Consider the following 22,655-nt stretch of genomic DNA (forward strand, 5'->3'; position numbering starts at 1 on the left):
ACTATGAAAATTTCCACAGAAGGTAAAATTAAAATTGCTCGTTTCCTCAGTCGTTTGATTGTCACTATTCGCTCTTTATTTGGCTTATCTTCTATAACAAGAGTTAAACGTCGAGGGGTTAAATGGTCTTTAGATTTACGAGAAGGCATTGATCTTGCTATTTATTTAAACGTTTATGAACCAGAAACCCTTAATTCTTTTCAATCCCTGATTAAACCTCGTGATGTTGTCTTAGATATTGGGGCAAATATTGGTGCAATGACCCTTCCTTTAGCGCAAGCAGTAGGGGAAACGGGTCAAGTTATTTCTTTTGAACCGACAACTTGGGCCTATGAAAAATTACAACGTAATTTAGCTCTTAATCCTCAATTAATCAATCGTGTTCAAGCTGAACAAATCATGTTATTAGATAGAGGAGAAAATCCTCCTACTTTAGTTTATTCCAGTTGGGATTTAACGGCTGAAGTTGATAATAATCCGAGTATTCATCCCCTCCATCAAGGCAAATTGATGACAACCGATGGCGTTCAAGGTATTTCTTTAGATGAATATTGCGAACAGCAAAGAATAGAAAAAATTGATCTCATTAAATTAGATGTGGATGGGTATGAACTAACCGTATTAAACGGGGCAAAGAAAACGTTAAGAAAGTACCGACCCAAAATTATCATGGAAATGGCTTTGTACGTACAAGAAGAACGCCAACAAATTGACGAGTTACTGATAACTTTACAGGAAGCTGATTATCAGTTGGTACAGTTAACAAACCGTCAACCTATTACTATGAATCAAGCTGCATTAGAAAAGCTTTGTCCTAAAGATGGTGGCATCAATGTTCTTGCCATTCCTAAGCCCTAGAGGAGATTAATTATGTCAATTATACAGCAAGTTTTACTCTGGATTTATGCCCTATTTAAAAAAATAGGTTTATTAGAAACAGCTTGGTTTAAGAAAATTTTTTATTGGGCTTACTTTTTTTATAAAAAACATATAGAAGATCCATTTTTTGGATTAACTCAACAATATCCAGAACTTTTTAAAGGGGGTCATATTTTGGATGTGGGGGCTAATATTGGTTATACAGCCACTTTATTTAGTCAAGTTATTACCTCAGGTTTTCAAGTTTATGCCTTTGAACCCGAAACAAAAAACATTGATAGTTTACGAGAAATTCTCAACATTTATCATTTAATTGGTCAAGTAATTCCCATTCAGGCTGCTGTTGGTGCAGAAAAAGGAACTATTGAATTATGGCACAATGAAACCCATCATGCTGATCATCGAATTCTTACCAACACTTATAAATCATCTGGAGTTGCCCTACAAGAAGTTTCTCAAGTTACCTTATTATCTATCGATGATTTTGTTCAAAATGAGTTAAACAATGGTGCCATTAAGTTTATTAAAATTGATGTCCAAGGGTATGAATTACCGGTTTGTTTAGGAATGGAAAAGACTTTACAAAATAATCCTGATGCAGCAATTGTTTTAGAATATATGCCTTCTATGATTACTGAATTAGGGTTTATTCCTCAAGAAATACTGGATTTTTTTCAGAAACGAGGTTATTTTATGTATGTTCTTGATCAAGGAGGTAAATTACTGAAAGCTGATTTAGCAATTATAAAACAAGAAATTAAAAAAAGAACTTATATTGATTTAGTTTTTACTCATAAATTAATTTAATAAAAAAATCATGAAATCAACAACGGAATCACAAACACAATGGAGCAAAGATAGGAATTACCATCACAAGAAAAGAGGAAAAATTCTTATCACTAATCTCTTAGTTGCTGGAGTTATTATCTTAATTTGTTTTTTCTTTTTTTGGCAAACAGGACTATTAGTGAGTGGCTTGAATTTTTTCATGAATGATCACACCATTGTCACTATGCACCAAGAAGTTCAAGAATTGGGGCTTTGGCCAACTATAAAACAATGGGTTATACGTGATCATAGCATGGGTCGATTTGTCCCTCTTTACTACACTAATCAAGTTTTGCTCAGTCAACTATTAGGTATTAACGGTAATGTTTGGTTTACTTTCAGTTGTTTACTGCTAAGTTTGACTGCGTTTGCAATGGTTTGGTTTGCTAGATTATTGAATATTCCCTTATTAATAGCTTGTATTTTTCCAGCTTTAGCATTATTAGGTCCACAAGCATCAATCTGGACGCAACCTAGTTATACTCAAGTAACAGGAACATTTTTCCTCGCAGTTGCTATGGTTTTTGCTGTACTGTTGGCCAAAACTAAAAACAATAGTCAAGCATTAATATTTAATATTTTATTTGTTTTATCAACTCTTTGCGCTTCTCTTATTAAAGAGTCTTACATTATTTGTATCCCTGCTTTAATCGCTCTGAGAATTTGGTCATATAGTTATCTCAATCATACATCATTGTATGAATCAATCGCAAAAACTCTCAAAACAAATATTATTGTTATAGGAATTTTAATTGCTGAACTATATTACATTTTTTTTGTTATTGGTTCGGATGGAATGAACTATGCAGGAATTGATCAACAAACCTTTCAATTGTCGAAAATTTTCAGTACTGCATTGGACTTGTTCAATAGTAGTCATTTGTGGATTTTTCCAGTTTCATTCCTAGCTACAATTATTATTATTATCTATCAGAAAAAATCCATTCAGGGATTTATTAAGCAATTATTACCTGCTGTGATCATTTCCTTATTAATTATGGGTCCTCAAATCCTACTGTACACCAAATCTGGTATTTTAGGGATGTTGGGCTATTACTTGATACCAGCAACCATTGGTTCAGCATTTTTGATCACTTATTCAATAGAACTTCTTCGGGTTTATTCAAAAATAATTGCTTATATTTTTATCGGTATCTCTATTGCTGTTATTACCTCTAGTATTCCAAAAGTTTGGACAGTTTATAGTAATATTGCCTATAATAATTTCAATATTAATCAACTGTTTCAAGAAATTGTTCAGTGTACCCCTAATAATGAACCCATTCTGTTTGCTGTTAATCCAAGAGTTCGATATGAAGCTGCTAGTGTAACACCAAAAATTCTTGATTATGTTTATAATCGGCAAAATCTATTTATTGCTACCTATGGATTAAAAGATACCGAATTTTTTTCCGACACTCTTCAAGAAGCTGAGAATTATTTGACATATCTTGTACCTCAAGCTGTCATTAATCAGTATGATGGTAGAACCATTACTTCATTTGATAAAAAACAAGACATTTCTACAGTGGTGGTTTTTGACGGTTTAGATAATGATTTTTTGGAAACTTCAAACTCATGGTTTCAGTTAGATGATTACGAGAAAACTGAATTTCCTATTCCCTTAGCACCAGCTAATTTATATTGTAAATCTTTCACAAGTAATCTTAATTAAATTAATTAATAACATTCTAAATTGCAAAAAGCCATTATTCAATTTTAAAGATATAGCTTGAAACAATGAAATTTCAAAAACTATACTTCAAGATTCCTCAAATACCTTTATGTATATTGATAATATTAATTATTAGCCTAAGCTGGTACTACTTAATTTTATCTTTAGGACTTCCTGAACCTATCAATCAATTTTTTTTAGAAACTAATTATTTAACCGGTTTCATTCTTGTTATTTTTACTTTATTGTATTTAGCTTATTTACCCAATGGTTGGCTAGGAATTTTCACAAGTTTTACTGCTACTCTAACTTTATTCGCTGGACAATTGGCAGGTTTATGGAATAATTTAGTTGATTTCCATTATACATTGAGTGGCTTTTTCCCTTTTAATGATGCTAATTTTTATTATATAAGTAGTTTGAAGCTGTTAGAGGGTAAACCATTTCATCCAGTAGGTTCCTGGCGACCTTTATCTCATGCAGCTATAGGAAATTTATTAGGATTAACTCAACAAAATTTGCAGCTTACTATTACCATTCTTGTTTTATTCATAGCAATTAGTTGCTTTTTTTTAGCTCGTGAAGTTCAATCTAGTCACGGCACTGTTGCTGGGGTTTTAGTCCTAACAGTAATTTTCATGTTTATTAAACCTTTTATTGGTACTTTAGGCACAGAAAATTTAGGGTTTGTATTTGGGGCAGTTGGCTTAACTATGTTATGGAGAGGGTTACATAGTCAAAGAAAAATGTGGTGGTTAGGTGGTCTTTTTATACTTACATTCGGCTTAAATATTCGTGCAGGTACTTACTTTATTTTACCTGCTTTTGGACTTTTGGGAGCTTGGCTATTTCGTCACAAATCTAAGCTTTCTTTTAACTTTTTGATGAGTGAATTTACAGTTATTTTTTTAGGATTTCTTCTCAATTCTTTAATCTTTAAACTGGTTGCTTTTCCGGGTGCTGAAGCTAATGGCAATTTCTCGGTAGTTTTATATGGAATGGCAGTTGAAGGTAGTTGGGTTTCTTTTTCTCAAGATTATCCAGAAATACAAGATACAAATGAAATATATCGCTTAGCATTCCAGGCAATATGGGCCGATCCTTTGGTCTTAGTTAGGAGTTTTTGGCGTGCTAGTCAAGCATTTTTTAAGGATGGTTTTCTTTTTTCTTTTATAAAAAGTTCTCAAATTCTTATTGTGCTACAAGTTCTTAGTTTAGTTAGTTTTTTTTACTTTTATCGTCAACGAAGAACTCTGATTACATGGTTTATGTTAGCTGGATTTTTAGGTATTTTATTCTCTTTACCGTTTGTTCCTCCTTGGGATGCAGGAATTCGAGTTTATGCAACAACGATTCCTTTTGTTGCAATTTTTCCTGCTTTGGGATTAGCTTTTATTGTTAATTGTTTCTCACCTTTATTGCCTAAAAAAATAAGGCAATCTCCCCATATCTCATCTCCTTTAGCTATTTTCGCAGTTGGGTTAGTTTTGCTGATTACGATGGGAACAGTAACAACTAAAATCCTTAGTTATCAACCTAAATTTTCACAAATATCTTGCCCTTCTGATACAGAAATTATTTACTTTCGTAACAGTCAAGGTTCTTCTATAAATTTAGTTGCAGATAAAGAAATTAATAAGAATTATATACCCAATATTCGTATCAGTGATTTTAAACATGATATTCTTCCTCAACTCAATTCACCAGAAATGATTAAAATTGGTTTTCAACCTTTCTATAAAGCATTAGATAGTCTTACTGTTGACACTACAATAATGGCTAAAATTGCTTTACCTAATCCTAACCAACAAACGACATCTAAACAATCAATTCAAAGTGGAGATGGACTATGGATCATAGCTAAGAAAAACTTATTTCCTCAAAAAAATGGAATTGTTGGTGCTTGTGGAAAGTATCTTCCTCTTCAATACGATGGTTTTCACGGAAAATTATTTTTTGCTGATTCAATGAAGTTAGTGAAATAGTAAATCATTATTCATCAATTAAATTGGAGTATATTTTATTAATTATGAAAAAATTTATTATTATCGATCACTCCCTATGTAATCTTCAAGGACACCATTATGAATGTAGTTTATCCGTTGCTGAATCAGCTTCTAGGCAAGGATATGAACCCATAATTATTGCTAATAAGAAATTTCCAAGCTCATTATATCCTGATAATATTAAGGTGATTTCTGCTTTTGAAGTTGATTGGTTTGATAATCCAGTTTCTTCTGAGAAAAAAACTAAGATATTAGATATTTTTTACTTTTTACAAAATAATCCTCTTGAACAATTATCAGAAGACATCAATAATAAATTTCAATTTTACTTTAGATATTGGGAATTAACTAAACCTAAATTAAAACTTCTTTTAGAGAAAATTAAAGGAAGTATATCAAGGTTAATTAATTGGATAGAAGAAGATATTAAGTTGTTACGTTCTATTCCTTTGTCCAATACATTATGGGGAGTATTTAAAATTATTTGGGGATTAGTTAGATACATATTATCTGTATTTTTTAGAAAAATAAATCAACTATTAATTAAGCTATTAACCCCAAAAATAAAAAGCTTTAAAGAAACTTTATCACAAGTTTTAAAAGAAATTAAACCTACCTTAGATGATGAAGTTTTTATTCATACAGTTGGTATTAAACAAGTTGAAGAGGTATATCATTATTTAACCTCTCAGAATCTATCAAAAATGCCTCGATTTCATATTCTCTTACGTCGAGATATTGATGATCCTTTAGTAGTTTATGCGGAAGGAATGGGATTAAAAGCAATCTTCGATCAATGTTATCAATCTAAATTATGGCCAGAGAAAATACAGTTTTATACCGATACCGATGATTTAATTGAACGCTACAATAGTTTAAGTAACGTAAAATTGCAAAAAATACCTATTCCTTTTCGACAAGAAAAATTACAAGAAATAACAAAAGAGAAAAATACAGATAAACCGATTAATTTTGTTTATTTAGGTGATGCAAGACCAGAAAAAGGCTATCATTATTTACCTAATATTATTGAATCTTTATGGAAAGATTATATTCAACCTGGGAAAATCAAATTAACTATTCAATCTAATTTTAGTATTGAAGGAGGAGAAGGATTAATACCTCAAGCGCGTTTAGCTTTAGAAAGATATCCAGAAAGCAAAGTAAAATTGATAAAAAATGCTATGTCTGCTGATGATTATTATCAAATTTTAGCAGAAGCTGATTCTTTAATCTTACCTTATGATTCTAACAGTTATCGCTTCCGTACTTCGGGGGTATTAACAGAAGCTTTAGCAGCAGGAAAACCAGTTATTGTACCTAAAAATAGTTGGTTAGGAAAACAAGTTAACTCATCACGAGCAAGTCTTTATCAAAACCCTGAAGAAATACCCCAAAAAGTAATTGAAATTCTGGAAAATTTACCTCAATTTTCAGATTCAGCTAAAAGGTTTTCTCAAGAATGGTTGGAACAAAATTCCCCCGATAATTTAGTTAGAACTTTATTATCAGATAAAGAAAATATTGAGGTTGATAATGTAGAAGATAGTCAATCACAACATGATATAAATAATGAAATAGTTTCTCACAATATATCTCAAGCAGTTCCTAAAATTCTTCTAATTATAGAAAGTGACTTTTTATTAGATCAAGAAACTATAGATGCTTCTTTTCTTAACTATCTTGAATATTTAGGGCTGTGCAGTTACGATGTTTATGGATTATTTTTTACCAATAAACAAGAAAGAAAAGGTGAAAATTATGAACCTTTTTATCATCAAATCTATCCGATAATTGACCGCATTTTTCAGGAATTTTCTGTTAATTTAACACAAAGATGGATTGTTACTTATAGTCCTTGCGATGTTTTTGCTTATGATATTAATCCTAAAGAATATATCAAGGAAGTTTTAGAACAAAAAAATAGCCTAAAAAGAGATTTAATTGAGAGATATAATTTAAGTATTCCATCAGATTTAAGTCAATTACTACAAAGTAATCAATTTGATGTTATTTTTCTCAATTCTATTGTTAGTTACAGTATTATAGACAGATTTAATGTCACACAATCTTCTGTAATTTGTGAAGTTCCTGAGATTGTCTCTTATCAATATGCTGTTCATAATCATCGGGATATTGATCAAGATGAATATCAAAGGGAATGTCAATTATTTAATCAATGTGATGCCTTAATTTTTCATCATCAATACGAACTGGAAAAAATCAAACAAACTGTTAATAAACCTCAAGGGTATGTTATTTCTGAGCATAATAATTTAGATAAGAGTGATTATTTTGAAACAATGGATCAAGTGTTTGAATCTTTTCTTCATGATCGGGCTATATCTTTAAGAGAAACAGGTAAAAAAGTCGCTATTTTCTATCCTTGGGGAGATATTTTAGAGCGAAAAAGTGGGGCAAGTAAGCGAGTTGGACTACTTATTGATTATCTAAAATCACAATCTTATCAAGTGTGGTTATTCACCACAGGAGATTCTAAAGACTTCAGAAAAGATGGTGTAAACTATACCTATTATCAACAAGATTATCAAGATTATTGTTTAGTCAATGATATCTATAAAGATGCTTATCAATCTTGGTATGATGCCTTAAAATCTAATAATTATATTTTAGACAATAACCAAGAATCCGAGCATTGGTTGCCTTGGATATATTATCAATATCGTTTCGATTCAGGATTTATTAATTGGGTTAAAAAACTAACAGAATGGGCAGATACTGTTATCTTAGAATATCCTTTTTGGGCGTTAACAGTTGGAAATATTTGCCATCAATCTAAAACTCAATTAATTATTACAGCACATGATATTTTAGTCCAACAACTTGATGAAAATACCTTGATAGGAAAAATTGCTTTAGCTGAAGAAATTAAAGCTTTAAAACAAGCGGATAATCTTGTCTCTGTTTCTCAAGATGATCAAGCATTTTTAAAAGAATATAAATTATCTTCTACACTGATACCTAACCCAGTTAATTTTGATGAATGTAGTGAGCAAAAATTAACAGAATCTTCCTCATTTAAGAGGATAGAAAATAACTTCTGTTTATTTGTTGGTAGTCGTCATGATCCTAATATAGAAGCTGTCAAAATAATTCAACAAATAGCCCAAGATTTTATAATCGAATACCCTGATCTTTCTTGTCAGTTTATTGTTGTGGGTAGTTGTTGGGAACCTGAAGAAAATAATAATTTTATCTCCCTCGGGAAAGTCAGCGATCAAGACTTAGCATGGTTATATCATCATGCAGCCTTGATTCTATCACCCATTCTCTCAGGCACAGGAACCTCCTTAAAGACGGTTGAAGCTATGGCCTATGGTAAAGTTCTTTTAGGCACCAGTGTCGCCTTTAGAGGCTATCCTGTCCAGTCTGGAAAAGAAGGTATTATCTGCGATCGCTTAGAGGAGTATCATCATTTAATAGCTAACCTCTTAAAAGATAAAAAGAAACGTCAAGAAATAGGGACAAATGCCAAGAAGTTTGGTAAAAAATATGATTATCGGCTTTTATATTCTTCTTATGATGAGATTATTCAAAATCAACTTTAGTATAAATTTCTCTAAGGTTAATCTGAAAAGGAATAAAAAATAACATTTAAGAATAATAGACAGGCAAGATAATGAAGAGGAAAATTAATTTTCAATCCTTATAGAAAGGTTTTGAGCCTAATTAATTATCCATTCTCCATTATCCATTATGCACTAAGATTGCCAGCAGTTTGTTACCTTATGTAGCAACTTTTTCTCGGTCTTTTTCAGCCAAGAATTTTTCTAACTCTGTCAAAGCATCCGCATCCACTTTTGTTTGCATAGGACAGAACTTAGGACCACACATAGAACAAAATTCAGCCGTTTTGTAGATATCTGACGGCAAAGTTTCGTCGTGATATTCTTTTGCCCGCTCAGGATCTAAAGATAGCTCAAACTGACGATTCCAATCGAAATTATAACGAGCTTCCGACAGTTGATCATCTCTGTCTCTGGCCCCCGGACGGTGACGGGCAATATCAGCAGCGTGTGCTGCTATTTTATAAGCAATTAAGCCATTTCTGACATCCTCTGCATCAGGCAACCCTAAATGTTCTTTCGGGGTCACATAACATAACATAGCCGTGCCATACCAACCGGCCATAGCTGCACCGATCGCGGAGGTGATATGGTCATAACCAGGAGCAATATCAGTTACCAGAGGGCCCAAAACATAGAAAGGTGCTTCAGAACACTCTTCCATCTGCTTTTTAACGTTAAACTCAATTTGATCCATCGGTACATGGCCCGGTCCTTCCACCATTACCTGTACATCGTGTTCCCAAGCGCGACGGGTGAGTTGTCCCAGGGTTTTCAACTCCGCTAACTGTGCCTCATCAGAAGCATCGTGAGTACACCCTGGCCGTAGAGAGTCTCCTAAACTAAAAGAAACGTCATATTTCTTGAAAATTTGGATAATGTCGTCAAAATGGGTATAAAGGGGGTTTTGCTTATGATGGTGTAACATCCAACGAGCAATAATACCACCACCACGGGAAACAATACCGGTTAAACGACTTCTCACCAAAGGCAGGTGTTCGATCAAAATACCTGCATGAATAGTCATATAGTCCACCCCTTGTTGGGCGTGTTTCTCGATGATATGAAGAAAATCATCGGCACAGAGTTGATCCATATTACCGTGGACGCTTTCCAACGCTTGGTAGATGGGAACCGTACCAATGGGAACAGAAGACGCTTTAATAATGGCCGTGCGAATAATGTCTAAGTCACCCCCACCGGTGGATAGGTCCATCACCGTATCCGCACCATACTTAACCGCTAAATTTAGTTTCGCCACCTCTTCATCAAGATCAGAGGAATTAGGAGAGGCACCAATATTGGCGTTAACCTTGCACTTAGAAGCGATGCCGATGCACATCGGTTCTAAGTTAGTATGGTTGATGTTAGCAGGGATAATCATCCGTCCCCTAGCCACTTCTTCCCGAATTAATTCGGGGGGCAAACCTTCCCGTTTAGCCACATAGTCCATTTCTTCGGTAATTACGCCCTGACGCGCATAATACATCTGAGAGACATTACTTTGCCCCCGTCGCTTGGCAACCCATTTTGTTCTCATACTTTGATACCTCTATAAACAGCTTCCCTACGCTGGTATTACCCAGTCTCAGGTTCTAAGGGTCTTTCTCAGCCTTACTCCACAGACACCCCTAGCTATGAGTCCTATTTTAACATCAAAATCTATCCCAACATTCCCATTAACCTGAACTCCGAACTCCTAACTCCGAACTCCTAACTCCGAACTCCTAACTCCGAACTCCTAAAACCTAACTATTAACTTTCATTAACCATAAGATTAGAAAATATCATTGCGATTTATATTGTCAAAGGGGCCAAGGTTCTCTATTGTTTATATAGAAGGTTGATAAGTTAGCTACCCCCGTGAAAATTTTCTCTCCAGTACTTTACTACCGGAATGAGCAAATTTCACTAGGATTAGATAATGGAAGCTATTAGGTAGATATATCTATTAGCCTACTTTCTGTTTAATCAGACAACAATTTTTCTAATTGTTAGAAAAAAAAGTCTAGGGAAAATTGAGGGTAACTTCTCATTAATTAAATTTAGTTTTGGCCTTAAAGCGAGGATATTAAAAATGCCAATTGCCGTTGGAATGATCGAAACAAAGGGTTTTCCTGCTGTCGTAGAAGCAGCAGATGCCATGGTAAAAGCAGCCCGTGTTACTTTAGTTGGTTACGAAAAAATTGGAAGCGGTCGTGTTACGGTCATTGTGCGCGGTGATGTTTCTGAAGTACAAGCGTCTGTAGCTGCTGGGATCGATAATGCTAACCGAGTCAATGGGGGAGAAGTTCTGTCTACCCACATTATTGCCCGTCCCCACGAAAACCTCGAGTACGTTCTACCCATTCGCTACACCGAGGAAGTAGAGCAATTTCGCTCCTATTAGCCGTCCTTTCCCACAATAACGGTTAATTAAACAATCAATGATCAATTATTAGGAGAAAAAACTCATGTCAATTGCAGTTGGAATGGTAGAAACCCTTGGTTTTCCTGCTGTTGTCGAAGCAGCAGATGCAATGGTAAAAGCAGCCCGTGTGACCTTAGTTGGTTACGAAAAAATTGGAAGCGGTCGTGTTACCGTTATCGTACGGGGTGACGTTTCTGAAGTGCAAGCATCGGTTGGTGCGGGTATAGAGAACGCAAGACGAGTCAACGGTGGAGAAGTATTATCCAACCACATCATTGCCCGTCCCCACGAAAACCTCGAATATGTCTTACCCATTCGTTACACCGAAGCCGTAGAACAATTCCGTGAAAGTGTTAATCCTACCCCCTTACGACGGTGATAATTAGTCATCTCCCAACATAATGCAAATTGCCAAAGTTCGAGGTACTGTTGTCAGTACCTACAAGACCCGCAGTTTAACTGGAACAAAGTTCTTATTGATTCAGTTTATGGATGCCCAAGGACAACCGCTTCCCAAGTACGAGGTAGCAGGTGATCTCGTTGGTGCAGGAATCAATGAGTGGGTATTGGTATCAAGAGGCAGTGCTGCTCGCATTGACGATGGTATGGAACGCCGTCCTCTCGATGCGTTGGTAGTGGGAATTATTGATACGGTTACGGTGGAAAATAATCGATTGTATAGCAAAAAAGACGAAGAACGAGGTTAAAACCTTCATCAAAGTCTGCTAATAACTGATACTAAATTATAAAGAGGAGGACAAATATTGTCATGGTAGTCCGCAAAAGGGCGGCACCCCCAACACCCTGGTCACAAACACTCGCAGAACCCAAAATAGATGATAGTGCCTTTGTACATTCCTTTTCTAACCTGATTGGGGCTGTTGAGATCGGTGCTAATGTTTTAATAGCCCCAGGAACCTCCATCAGAGCCGATGAAGGTACACCTTTTTATATTGGTGAAGGCACAAACATCCAAGATGGTGTTGTCATTCATGGTCTAGAACAAGGGCGGGTTGTGGGAGATGATGGCCGGGAATATTCCGTTTGGATCGGCAAAGAAGCTTGTATTACCCACATGGCACTGATCCACGGGCCGGCTTATATTGGTGACGGCTGTTTTATCGGGTTTCGCTCAACCGTATTCAATGCCAGAGTTGGTGATGGCTGTGTTATTATGATGCACGCCTTGATTCAGGATGTAGAGATTCCCCCAGGAAAATACGTCCCCTCTGGTGCAGTTATTACTAACCAACAACAAGCTGATCGCCTTCCTGAAGTAACAGATAGCGATCGGCACTTTGCCCATCATGTGGTGGAAGTCAACGAAGCGTTGCGGGTAGGATATCAATGCGCTGAAAATAACGCTTGTATCACCCCCATTCGTGGACAGTTAGGGCAGTCTATAAAAGACATTAATCAGACTGATTATAGAAATTCGGTGACAAGTATGAGTTTAAGTTCGGACATTGTAGCTCAAGTACGTTCTTTACTGTCCCAAGGCTATACCATTGGGGCAGAATATGCTAATAAGCGTCGTTTTAAAACAAAATCTTGGTTAACCGGTGGGACTTTTAATGGTCGCGCCGATCAAGTTTTAGCCAACCTAGAAGGGTTTTTACAAGAGCATCAAGGGGAATATGTTCGCCTCTTAGGGGTTGATACAGGAGCAAAACGCCGTGTTCTCGAAGTGATTGTGCAACGGCCAGAAGATATCCCAGGAGAACCCAGTCGCATTACTACCACCAAAAACAACTCCAGTAATGGCCATGTTTCTATTACCAGCAACGGGAATGGAAATTTTGGCGGTGATATTGCTGACCAAGTTCGTGCCATACTCCATCAAGGGCATAAAATTGGCACAGAATATGCTAATAAGCGTCGTTTTCAGACTAAATCCTGGAAAACTGGACCTTCTATCAATAGTAACCGCGAATCTGAGGTTATTAACCAATTACAAAACGTTTTAGCCGAACACCAAGGGGAATATGTTCGTTTAATTGGTGTTGATCCTAACGCTAAATGTCGGGTATCGGAAACCATTATTCAACGTCCAGGAGAAGCAGGTAGCATTCAAAGTAATGGTGCTGTTGCCTCTCCCAGAGCAGCTAATATCGGTGCTGCGGCTAGTAGTGGTTTAAGTGCTGAGACTACCCAACAAGTGCGTTCCTTACTATCTCAAGGATATAAAATAGGCACAGAACACGCCAATAAGCGTCGTTTCCGTACCAAGTCTTGGAAGAGTTGCGAGCCTATTAACAGCAACCGTGAAGCAGAGGTGCTTGCTGCTTTAGAAGCCTGTTTAGCCGAGCATAATGGGGAGTACGTTCGTTTAATTGGGATTGATACTCAAGCTAAACGCCGCGTCTTAGAAACCATTATTCAACGTCCTGGTCAAAATTCTACTAATGGGGCCAGAACTGCTACCGTGACTGCACCTGCTCAAAGTTATAGTTATGCCAGCAGTAGTCGTGACAACAGCAATAGTAATGGTAATGGTGGTGTTGCTACCATGAACTTAACCACCGAGATAGTTTCTCAAGTGGGTTCGTTACTCAAGCAAGGGTATAAAATAGGCACAGAACACGCAAATAAGCGTCGTTTTCGTACCAAGTCTTGGCAAAGTTGCTCTCCTATCGATAGCATTCGTGAAGCAGATGTGCTTGCAGCTTTAGAAGCCTGTTTATCAGAACATCAAGGGGAATATGTCCGCTTGATCGGCATTGATACCCAAGCCAAACGCCGCGTCTTAGAAACCATTATTCAACGTCCATAATAATCTGTAGAAGGGGTGAGGGAACTTACCCCTCAATATTATCTAGGTTTTTTGAGAATTTATACCAATTTTCTGAAGTTCGGCTACACATCCCGTAGGAGTCAACGGCCGTTCACTCCTAAAGTGTAAACTTATGTAGTTTAAGTTAAGAACAATGGTATTAGAAGTTAGAATTTAGAATTAATTTTTTCTGCATTCTAAATTACCTTAATCAAGTCGTTTTTGAGAAAAACCGGCGGAATATTGACTTACCCCTTCTCATTACCAGAGATAAAGTGATGCCTTTACCCCTTATTCAACCACCCAGTCGTTCAGAAGTTTCGATTATTGGCGAGGTTATTATTCATGAGGGTGCGGTTGTCGCACCTGGAACTGTTTTGCAAGCTGCCCCTAATTGTCGTATTGTCATCTATCCGGGGGCCTGTATTGGTATGGGAACTTTAATTAATGCCTATAAAGGAGACATTGAAATTGAATCCGGTGCTATGTTAGGGGCAGGGGTTTTAATCGTTGGTCAAGGTAAAATTGGTCAAAATGTTTGTCTGGGTTCTTGTGTCACAGTCATTAATAATTCTATTGAGTCGGGAACCACCATCGAAGCTGGAACATTAATCGGTGATACTTCTCGTCAGTTGTCAAAACAAGAAACCGAAACTCCCAAACAAATTAAACCAGAAAATAATGGTTCTTCAGAAAATGGTCATTTAATTACCGATAATCATGAAAAGGATGCTCAACCGAAGGAAACTGAGGAGAAAAAGCCTGAATTTGTGGAAGAAATAGAAGACTTATGGGCAGATACCCCACCCGAAATTGAGGAAGTTACAGAGGTTCCAAAAATTCCAGAAATTCCAGAAATTCCGACAAAACCTGATGTTCCTGCACAGACTAATAATGCTCCTGTAGTGGGTCAAGTTTATATTAATCAATTATTATGCACTTTATTCCCCGATCGCCAAGCATTTAATCAATCTCAAAATAATTCTTCACAAAATTCTACTGACAAAAATAAATAATCATTAGAGAGATTAACGATATTTTAGACACACCTACCCTCTCATTCCTTTAATAGTAAAATGAACCTTGATAACCTTTGAATATAGTCGTCAAAATTTTTACTATGCTAAGTCGTCTTATCGCTTTTGTAATGAGTGTGACTTTGCTTTTGTTTGCCTATCCTAATACAACCAAAGCAGATACATTATCGGACAAAACTACATTTATCGTTTATGGTGATTTACCTTACATGATCACCCTAGCTGATGGTAGAACCGATGAAGAAGTTTTCTTTGAAGAGATTATTCCCGCTATTAATGAACATGAGGAAGTCCCTTTTGTTATTCATCTGGGTGATCTAAGTCGACCTGAATATACCTGTTCTGATGAGTTACTACAATCATTTAAAGACGTTTGGGACAATGATATTGATAAACCGATCTTTTATACCCCAGGGGATAATGACTGGACAGACTGCGACAGAGAAAAATTAAGCAACCCTCAAAGTGAGTTAGCAAGGTTGGCATCGGTTCGGAAAATCTTTTTTAGTGAACCAAAAACCCTCGATCCTGAGTGGCAATATGAACAAAACTCGGATCTTCCAGAAAATGCACTTTGGATCTATGACGGAGTTTTATTTGTCACCGAACATATGATTGGTACAAATAATGGTCGGGATGAGATTTTGCAAGATGATCCAGCAACCATTTTAGCTGAGGTGGAGAAACGAGATCAAGCAAACAGAGAATGGCTTGACTATGCCTTCTATCTTGCTCAAAATAATAATGTTGAAGCGGTGGTTCTTGCCAGTCATTTAGATCCCTTTGGCGCTGAAAATGGGGAAAATGACGCTTTTACACGGTGTACTAATAAACCTGCTTATGCAGGATTTTGCCAGCAGATCCAAACCTTTGCCCATAAGCTCCAAAAACCCGTATTATACGTTCATGGAGATACCAATGCTTATTGTTATGATAAACCCTTCAACGCAGAATTAGCCCCTAATATTTGGCGGTTAAACGCTCCTGGAGACATCAAATACATTGATGCTTCCTTGATCTCTTATGATCGTTCTAATCAGGATCTTCCCTTTGAAGTAACAGGGTTACTCTCAGGAGAAGTTCCCCCGGAAATTTGTGATTATAGTCGCTAAACTTTCAATAAAAATAACTTTTGATAAAGCTAAGAAAAGAAAATAATGTTTTAAACAGTTGATTAACAATTTAATAACCCAAAAAAAGACATGGAAGAATTATTTACATTAAAAGAATTATTGCTGTCAGGAAATGTGACGGATGCTTTAGTATTGGTTGAGGAATTGACAGAAATGAGCAAAGATGATAAGCTCAACAAAATTTTTAGTTTTGGTAAAATTCTGCTTTTACATCTTATTAAACAAGCAGCAGAAAAAAGAAAAACACGCTCATGGGATTTATCTATTGCTAATGCAGTCAAAGAAATTCAACGAACCAATAAACGACGTAAAACTAAGGGATATTATCTTACGAGAGAAGAGTTAGAAGAGACCCTAGAAGATGCTTATGATTTAGGTTTAAAAGCTGCTGCAAAAGAAGCTTTTGAAGGTAAATATGAAGCTAAAGAACTTGCAGAAATGGTTAATAAAAGAGCAATTATTGATGAAGCAATAGACTTGATTTATAGTTGATTTTATTTTTTATTTATCAGTATAGTCTAACATATATAAAATTAATTCTTGTAAACAATGTCAACTAACTCTTAAAAATTTGCTATATTTACTAAATAGATTATCATATTATTTAGAAGTCAAAAAATACTTGCTATGACTACTATTTTAGATTTGAAACCACTAATTAAGTTGACATCAGAAGATTTTTATAAACTCTGTCAAATTAATCGAGACATACCCTTAGAATTAAGTCGTAATGGAGAGTTGATTATTATGTCACCTGTTGGTGGAGAAAGGGGAAATCAAGAAGCTAATTTAATCACTGATGTAAGTATTTGGAATCGTCAAAATAAGTTAGGTTTTGTATTTAGTTCATCTACTATTTTTGATTTAGCTAACGGGGGTAAACGATCTCCTGATGTTGCTTGGATAAAAAAGGAAAGATGGGAAAGTTTAACTCTTGAACAAAGGCAAAAATTTCCCCCTATTTGTCCTGATTTTGTAATTGAATTACGTTCTCCTAGTGATCGATTAAAACCGTTACAAGACAAAATGCAAGAGTATTTAGATGCTGGTTTAAAATTAGGATGGTTAATTAATCCCCAAGATAATAATGTGGAAATTTATCGTACGAATCAATCAGTAGAAGTTTTAAGTTTACCTGTTTCTTTATCAGGGGAAGATGTTTTACCTAATTTTGATTTATTAGTTGAATAGTTGAGGGAAAATAATCATATTGAAAAGTTAATTGCAAAAAAATGTTGCTATAATTAATTCAAATAGAAATGATACAAAACTTTCCTAATGTATTTTTAGCATAGTGAAAATCCTGCTCATACTCCTCTTTCTCAAACTTATTTAAAACAACTATATATCCTTATTTTCATTCCAAGAAAACAATAACCTCATTAACTGCTTAAGCAAAATATGTAGTGCTATGATAATTTAGCCAAAGCCTTTTGGTTTTTTAGATGACTTACTAGATTTCTTCGATTTTACCTTATTACTTCGCTTAATACACTCCTCTAGTTTCTGTTGATAAAAATCAATGTTTTTATCTTCCCTTACTCTACAATTTTCAACGGCTTTCTCATAAAAATAAATTGCTTTTTTAAATTGTCTTGTACGGTTATAAAATTTTCCCAGATGTTCATAACAGTGTACCATCTCAGGGTGATCAGTTTTTAGTAATTTTTCCCAAATACTGTTACATTCCAATAACATTTTTTCAGTTTGATCATTATTTTTCTTTTGCCAATCGTAACAAGCACCAAGACTCAAGAAAGATTGTCCAACAAGATAAGATTCCTCTCCAAGCTCTTCCCGTCTTAGTTGTAAAGAAAATCTATAACTTTTTTCTGCTTCCGAATATTTCTCTAAATCTTCTAAAATTAAACCTAAATTATTATGTATATTTGACACCATAGATTTAATTTCTTTATCATGACTATTTTCATCAATTTTGCATAGCTCTAAAGAATATTTAGTACATTTCTCTGCCTCTAATAAAAACTGTTTTCGTTGAGATAACTGTGGAAGACTTGTCAAGTTTTGAGCTAAATTCCAGAATGCACTTCCTAAAGTGTTAAAACTATTAGCAATAACTATATTAAGAGAAGTAGCAGAACTAATCGTAATTTTTGTTCTACTAGATTGAGGTAGAAGTTTTTTAGCTATGTTTATTGCCTCTTTTGCCAGGGTAATGGCTTCTTCCGTTTTTTGGACATGGATATAAGATGTTGCTAACAAATTAAGTGATTCACAATATTCTATTGAGCTAGTTAAATGAAATTTTTGATAGAGTTGATTAATTTTCAGTGATATTTGTTCTACTTTTTCATACAAACCTTTATAAAAATATTGAGAAGCGATAACTTCTAACGCCTTCAATGCTTTAGGCTCTAAATAATCTAGTTGGAGTTGTAACTCAAATAATTCAACCACAATTTTTTCAGCCTCATCCAGTTTATTTTCGATAATATATAAACATGCTAAATGATCAAGTCCTAAACGATAATTGAGATGTTTGGGATCGAGAATACGCTTATTGAGTTCCAATGCTTGTACTAAATAATTCTCTGCTTCTTCATATCTTTTCATATACATATATAAAGACCCTAAATTCTTAGCTGCTTGACTAAAAATTGCTTGAGCAAAAGATGATTTATCTTGAATATCTTTTTCAACAATCTCTAATATCAGTTTGTAACAATTTTCAGCTTTTTGGTATTTTTTTATTGATTGATAAACTAATGCTAAATTATTATTTACTAAGATAAATACAATTACTTTTTGAGCAATTTCTTTTTTATTATTTGATTCAATATTTATATTAGAGAGCATCCCAATTTTGCATCTCAGTTTTTTTAAGAGGTGCTGAAACCCTTGGGCGATAATTACTAGGGGTGATGCTTTTACAAAAATGGGATGCTTTCTTATATTATATTCGTTTGAAAGAATCCAATTAATTGTAGAATAGTATAAAGTAGTTAAGATTTCTTCAGCTTCCTTATATTTTTCCATTTGCCGATAAGTATCACCTATTGCGTTAGTTATCATCATTGTTTCATGATGATTTTTTCCCAGACATTTTTTGGCGATTGATAAAGCTTTCTCTAATAATTTTAATGCTTCGTGATATTCATATATATCCTTTAAAGCAAGTGAAAAATCATTATAAAGAACCATCAAATGTATATCACCTTCCCCAAATTTATTTTTAGTAATATCTATATACTCTCTAAAATATTGAATTGCTTGAGGGTAAAAACCTTGACTCACATAAAAACTATTAATTGCCTTAATCGGTAAATTCCAATCACTAGGAATTACACTATTATAATCATCAACAATATAATCATAGTGGTATTGAGTAATCTGTTTAATATGAGGAATTAGTGGTTTTAAATATTCTATTTTTTCGGGTGATAATGTAGTGTAAGTAAACCTTTCAGATTTTTCAACTAATAGCTTACAATAATCTTGTTTTGCTCTTAGCATAAACTTAGATTCATCTAGTTTCTCTCTCAGATAAAGATGAATTAGACTATGAAGTTCATATTCAGTATTGGCTATTTGCTTAACTAAGTTTAAATTAACTAAACTATCCATTAACCATTCTTCTATATCATCTTCATCTTCATTAGGAAATAACTCGTTAATCCATGTTTGTTGAATAGGAGCAATAGCAAATAAGCTAAGCGAAAGAGCTAAATTTTGAATTTTGTTATAGCAATAGACAGGCTAGTTAGGACACATAAATTATATTTTAAGGGAACAGGGAACAGGGAACAGGGAACAGAAAAATGTCCTAATAGCTTTGGCGACTGCTATAGTTTCTGGTTCATTTTCTAATTCATACCAACTTAAATCAAAAGCAACTTTAACACCATATTTTGCTGTCATTTCAGGATGAGGTTTACTTAATAAACTATTATCTTTTAAACCTCTTTCTTTTAACTTTTCTCTAGCCTTTTTTATTGTCCATCTCCGTCTTTTTAATAGTCTCGCTATTAATTCTAAAGCCAAAGGTAAATATCCTAAATCTTGACAAAGTAATTTTGATTCCTCAAGTTCTGTATTAATTCTCTCATCGCCAACATAAGATCGTAATAAATCAAGGGAAGCGTCTTCAGAAAATTCTTCTAAAGGAATATTCTCTATAGTATCGGATAAGTATTTACAGCGAGTTGTAATAATTACTTTAAATTTTTTGAATTCATAGGGTGGTAAATATTCAAAAAAATCTTCAGCATTGCGTACATCATCAAAAATAATCAAGACATCCCCATTAATCCAATTCTGCCAGCAATCTTGTACTTTTTCAACAGGAGTTGTTCCACTGGGTTCACCTAATTTAAGTTTAATCTTGAAAAAACTTATAATATCGGCACTTGGATCATTTCCTTTAACATTTACCCAACATATCCCACCTTGATAAGTTCCTTTTTTATATTCTTGCCAAGCATATCGTAAAGCAAGTTCTGTTTTGCCAATTCCTCCCATTCCTGAGAGAGTGGAAATAGCGACTATGTCAGCTTTTTCTAGCTTGTTACATAACTCATTTAAATCTGTTTCTCGTCCTACAAATTTAGCAATACCACTATTTTTTAGATTTTGAGGAATTAAACGATCTAATTGATCTTTTTTTTTAAATTCTGGGAGTCTTGTAGTCTATCTTCAATTGCATTAATAACTTGAGCAAAATCATTTTCTAAATGCTCATCCAAAGACAAATTATTCATGTTCGAGATAACATCAATTAATTGATCCCACTTATTTCTTATATCAGAATAAAGACTTAATTCCTCTTGGATTCCTAATGTATTTGACATTGATTGAAGTTTTCTATATTCATTATCTAACTCACTATGTTTTTCTTCCCAATACTGAAGATAACGTAATTTTTCTATTACGTTGTAAATTTCGCTATCTTGAGTGACGATTGGAAAAATTCTTTCATAAAACTGACCATTTTGGGCAATTTCTAATAACTCAAACATACAACTCTTGGATTTGAGATATTGTTTACTAATAATGATAATTATCGCTTTTCCTTGTCCTAATCTTTTCATAAACTCCAGAATTTGACCCTTATAACCAATTTCTCCTTTATCCCTCAGTGTTTTAAACATTTGTATTTGTTTTGCTTGACAAATACTTTCTAACTTTTCGACAATTTCTTCGCTTTTTCCGCCCCATGCGTAGGAGATAAAAACTGCCTCTCGCGTAGTTAAATCAGAATTTTTTTGTTTTTCCATACCTTTTAGCACTTTTTAAAGCGAATAAGTGTATTTGAGTAAATAGCTTAGCTTGAAATTTATTATATCAGCAGATAATGGATCATTGTATCAGGATTGAAGGAGGCAGGAGGCCGATTAGAGGACGTACCTCTAATCGAAGACCACCAACTCGAAAATTGTGGTGAAAGTTTTACCAAATTAGAGCTAAATCTAATCTAAATTCGGGTAAAATATCCTCTCCTGATAAGGTTTGAGGATTATCTAAAATAACTTTTTCTTGTCCTTGACGATAGATTTCTACTTGTTTCTTTTCAGGGTTAATTAACCAGCCCAACTTTACCCCATTATTCATATATTCTTGCATCTTTTCTTGAAGTTCCTTTAAAGAATCGGTTTTAGACTTGAGTTCTAAGACAAAATCTGGTGCAATGGGTGGAAACTTTTCTTTCTCTTCTTGTGTTAATTTATCCCATCTTTCTTGTTGAATATAAGCCACATCTGGAGAACGATTACTCCCTAAAGGAAGTTTAAAACCGGTAGAAGAATCGAAAATTTGTCCTAATTTTTTCTGACGATTCCATATACCAAAATCGGTAATTAAATTAGCATTTCTTTTCCCCGTTTCTCCTCCTGTGGGCGACATAATAATGATTTCTCCATTTTGATTTTGTTCCAACTTTAACTCAGGGTTATTACGACAAAGTTTAAAAAACTGTTCATCGTTAATCTTGGTAATGACATCAAAATTAATAGTGTAAGCATTCATCCTGATATCTCCGCATTCTTTCTTCTACTAAACAATTATGATAGCAAAAATAAATAGAAACATGAAATATCATACCAATATAAAACAAAAAAGCACCCCCATTTCTGAGAGTGCTTTTTTTCTAATATTTAGTTTTTATCAAGGAATTAACCATTGATTGCAGGAGCAGATACAGGCTCAGCAGAAGCTAAGTCTAAGGGGAAGTTGTGAGCGTTGCGCTCGTGCATTACTTCCATTCCGATTCCTGCACGGTTTAATACATCAGCCCAGGTTCCGATTACACGGCCTTGAGAATCAAGGATAGACTGGTTGAAGTTGAAACCGTTTAAGTTGAACGCCATGGTG

18 protein-coding genes, 1 pseudogene and 1 riboswitch are annotated in these 22,655 nt (G+C 34.6%); of the genes and pseudogenes, 13 read left to right on the forward strand and 6 right to left on the reverse strand.

Annotated features, from left to right (window positions below):
• Window positions 1-3: 3 nt before the first annotated feature.
• The 5 genes from QNJ66_RS06340 to QNJ66_RS06360 all read left to right on the forward strand — a co-directional run bounded on the left by QNJ66_RS06340 (window position 4) and on the right by QNJ66_RS06360 (window position 8,957).
• Complete coding sequence (locus QNJ66_RS06340) at window positions 4-858, forward strand: FkbM family methyltransferase (protein ID WP_300504126.1); 855 nt, start codon at window positions 4-6, stop codon at window positions 856-858.
• Between the two features lie 12 nt (window positions 859-870).
• Entirely contained in the window at window positions 871-1,686 is an 816-nt protein-coding gene (locus tag QNJ66_RS06345; RefSeq protein WP_300504129.1) for an FkbM family methyltransferase, read from the forward strand.
• Between the two features lie 10 nt (window positions 1,687-1,696).
• On the forward strand, window positions 1,697-3,382 hold the full coding sequence (locus tag QNJ66_RS06350; protein WP_300504132.1) for a hypothetical protein: 1,686 nt from the start codon (window positions 1,697-1,699) through the stop codon (window positions 3,380-3,382).
• Window positions 3,383-3,447: 65 nt separating this feature from the next.
• Entirely contained in the window at window positions 3,448-5,367 is a 1,920-nt protein-coding gene (locus QNJ66_RS06355; RefSeq protein WP_300504135.1) for a hypothetical protein, read from the forward strand.
• 44 nt (window positions 5,368-5,411) lie between these two features.
• Window positions 5,412-8,957: a glycosyltransferase gene (locus QNJ66_RS06360; RefSeq protein WP_300504138.1), complete on the forward strand. Its 3,546-nt coding sequence runs from the start codon at window positions 5,412-5,414 to the stop codon at window positions 8,955-8,957.
• 178 nt (window positions 8,958-9,135) lie between these two features.
• Here QNJ66_RS06360 and thiC read toward each other — a convergent pair whose 3' ends face one another.
• Window positions 9,136-10,515, reverse strand: a complete 1,380-nt coding sequence (gene thiC / locus QNJ66_RS06365; protein ID WP_300504141.1) for a phosphomethylpyrimidine synthase ThiC — start codon at window positions 10,513-10,515, stop codon at window positions 9,136-9,138.
• Between the two features lie 7 nt (window positions 10,516-10,522).
• Window positions 10,523-10,618: riboswitch (TPP riboswitch) on the reverse strand.
• A 434-nt stretch (window positions 10,619-11,052) separates the two neighbouring features.
• On the opposite strand from thiC, the gene QNJ66_RS06370 reads away from it, so the two are divergent.
• From QNJ66_RS06370 to QNJ66_RS06405, 8 genes are all read left to right on the forward strand, one after another.
• The gene (locus QNJ66_RS06370; RefSeq protein WP_300504144.1) at window positions 11,053-11,364 is read left to right on the forward strand and encodes a BMC domain-containing protein; all 312 of its coding nucleotides are present in this window, start codon (window positions 11,053-11,055) and stop codon (window positions 11,362-11,364) included.
• Between the two features lie 64 nt (window positions 11,365-11,428).
• Window positions 11,429-11,764 (forward strand): carbon dioxide-concentrating mechanism protein CcmK, encoded by a 336-nt coding sequence (locus tag QNJ66_RS06375; RefSeq protein WP_300504146.1) that lies wholly within the window; start codon window positions 11,429-11,431, stop codon window positions 11,762-11,764.
• A 22-nt stretch (window positions 11,765-11,786) separates the two neighbouring features.
• Entirely contained in the window at window positions 11,787-12,092 is a 306-nt protein-coding gene (locus QNJ66_RS06380) for a EutN/CcmL family microcompartment protein (RefSeq protein WP_300504148.1), read from the forward strand.
• A gap of 62 nt (window positions 12,093-12,154) precedes the next feature.
• Entirely contained in the window at window positions 12,155-14,158 is a 2,004-nt protein-coding gene (locus QNJ66_RS06385) for a ribulose bisphosphate carboxylase small subunit (RefSeq protein WP_300504150.1), read from the forward strand.
• Window positions 14,159-14,436: 278 nt separating this feature from the next.
• A complete protein-coding gene (locus QNJ66_RS06390; RefSeq protein ID WP_300504153.1) occupies window positions 14,437-15,174 on the forward strand; it encodes a transferase in 738 nt (245 codons plus the stop codon).
• 104 nt (window positions 15,175-15,278) lie between these two features.
• The gene (locus QNJ66_RS06395) at window positions 15,279-16,307 is read left to right on the forward strand and encodes a hypothetical protein (protein ID WP_300504154.1); all 1,029 of its coding nucleotides are present in this window, start codon (window positions 15,279-15,281) and stop codon (window positions 16,305-16,307) included.
• Between the two features lie 90 nt (window positions 16,308-16,397).
• The gene (locus tag QNJ66_RS06400) at window positions 16,398-16,820 is read left to right on the forward strand and encodes a DUF29 family protein (RefSeq protein WP_300504157.1); all 423 of its coding nucleotides are present in this window, start codon (window positions 16,398-16,400) and stop codon (window positions 16,818-16,820) included.
• A gap of 135 nt (window positions 16,821-16,955) precedes the next feature.
• On the forward strand, window positions 16,956-17,519 hold the full coding sequence (locus QNJ66_RS06405; RefSeq protein ID WP_300504160.1) for a Uma2 family endonuclease: 564 nt from the start codon (window positions 16,956-16,958) through the stop codon (window positions 17,517-17,519).
• Between the two features lie 228 nt (window positions 17,520-17,747).
• Here the strand turns inward: QNJ66_RS06405 and QNJ66_RS06410 are convergent, their stop codons facing one another.
• The 5 genes and pseudogenes from QNJ66_RS06410 to QNJ66_RS06430 form a co-directional block, all read right to left on the reverse strand.
• Window positions 17,748-19,913: a tetratricopeptide repeat protein gene (locus QNJ66_RS06410; protein ID WP_300504162.1), complete on the reverse strand. Its 2,166-nt coding sequence runs from the start codon at window positions 19,911-19,913 to the stop codon at window positions 17,748-17,750.
• 150 nt (window positions 19,914-20,063) lie between these two features.
• Window positions 20,064-20,927, reverse strand: coding sequence for an NB-ARC domain-containing protein (locus QNJ66_RS06415; RefSeq protein ID WP_366146274.1), 864 nt, complete (start codon window positions 20,925-20,927; stop codon window positions 20,064-20,066).
• Window positions 20,928-20,935: 8 nt separating this feature from the next.
• On the reverse strand, window positions 20,936-21,562 hold the full coding sequence (locus tag QNJ66_RS06420; protein WP_300504164.1) for a toll/interleukin-1 receptor domain-containing protein: 627 nt from the start codon (window positions 21,560-21,562) through the stop codon (window positions 20,936-20,938).
• Window positions 21,563-21,734: 172 nt separating this feature from the next.
• Window positions 21,735-22,310, reverse strand: coding sequence for a Uma2 family endonuclease (locus tag QNJ66_RS06425; protein WP_300504168.1), 576 nt, complete (start codon window positions 22,308-22,310; stop codon window positions 21,735-21,737).
• A gap of 146 nt (window positions 22,311-22,456) precedes the next feature.
• Window positions 22,457-22,655 (reverse strand): annotated as a pseudogene (locus QNJ66_RS06430) (photosystem II q(b) protein); the annotation flags it as partial.

It is taken from the genome of Crocosphaera sp. (assembly GCF_030064895.1).
GTDB lineage: Bacteria > Cyanobacteriota > Cyanobacteriia > Cyanobacteriales > Microcystaceae > Crocosphaera.

Bases quoted from the DNA above. Each gene is read 5' to 3' on its own strand.
- QNJ66_RS06385 (WP_300504150.1), top strand. From the start codon at position 12,155: ATGGTAGTCCGCAAAAGGGCGGCACCCCCAACACCCTGGTCACAAACA.
- QNJ66_RS06360 (WP_300504138.1), top strand. From the start codon at position 5,412: ATGAAAAAATTTATTATTATCGATCACTCCCTATGTAATCTTCAAGGA.
- QNJ66_RS06370 (WP_300504144.1), top strand. From the start codon at position 11,053: ATGCCAATTGCCGTTGGAATGATCGAAACAAAGGGTTTTCCTGCTGTC.
- thiC (WP_300504141.1), bottom strand. From the start codon at position 10,515: ATGAGAACAAAATGGGTTGCCAAGCGACGGGGGCAAAGTAATGTCTCT.
- QNJ66_RS06345 (WP_300504129.1), top strand. From the start codon at position 871: ATGTCAATTATACAGCAAGTTTTACTCTGGATTTATGCCCTATTTAAA.
- QNJ66_RS06375 (WP_300504146.1), top strand. From the start codon at position 11,429: ATGTCAATTGCAGTTGGAATGGTAGAAACCCTTGGTTTTCCTGCTGTT.
- QNJ66_RS06350 (WP_300504132.1), top strand. From the start codon at position 1,697: ATGAAATCAACAACGGAATCACAAACACAATGGAGCAAAGATAGGAAT.
- QNJ66_RS06400 (WP_300504157.1), top strand. From the start codon at position 16,398: ATGGAAGAATTATTTACATTAAAAGAATTATTGCTGTCAGGAAATGTG.
- QNJ66_RS06420 (WP_300504164.1), bottom strand. From the start codon at position 21,562: ATGGAAAAACAAAAAAATTCTGATTTAACTACGCGAGAGGCAGTTTTT.
- QNJ66_RS06390 (WP_300504153.1), top strand. From the start codon at position 14,437: ATGCCTTTACCCCTTATTCAACCACCCAGTCGTTCAGAAGTTTCGATT.
- QNJ66_RS06425 (WP_300504168.1), bottom strand. From the start codon at position 22,310: ATGAATGCTTACACTATTAATTTTGATGTCATTACCAAGATTAACGAT.
- QNJ66_RS06380 (WP_300504148.1), top strand. From the start codon at position 11,787: ATGCAAATTGCCAAAGTTCGAGGTACTGTTGTCAGTACCTACAAGACC.
- QNJ66_RS06410 (WP_300504162.1), bottom strand. From the start codon at position 19,913: ATGGATAGTTTAGTTAATTTAAACTTAGTTAAGCAAATAGCCAATACT.
- QNJ66_RS06340 (WP_300504126.1), top strand. From the start codon at position 4: ATGAAAATTTCCACAGAAGGTAAAATTAAAATTGCTCGTTTCCTCAGT.
- QNJ66_RS06395 (WP_300504154.1), top strand. From the start codon at position 15,279: ATGCTAAGTCGTCTTATCGCTTTTGTAATGAGTGTGACTTTGCTTTTG.
- QNJ66_RS06405 (WP_300504160.1), top strand. From the start codon at position 16,956: ATGACTACTATTTTAGATTTGAAACCACTAATTAAGTTGACATCAGAA.
- QNJ66_RS06355 (WP_300504135.1), top strand. From the start codon at position 3,448: ATGAAATTTCAAAAACTATACTTCAAGATTCCTCAAATACCTTTATGT.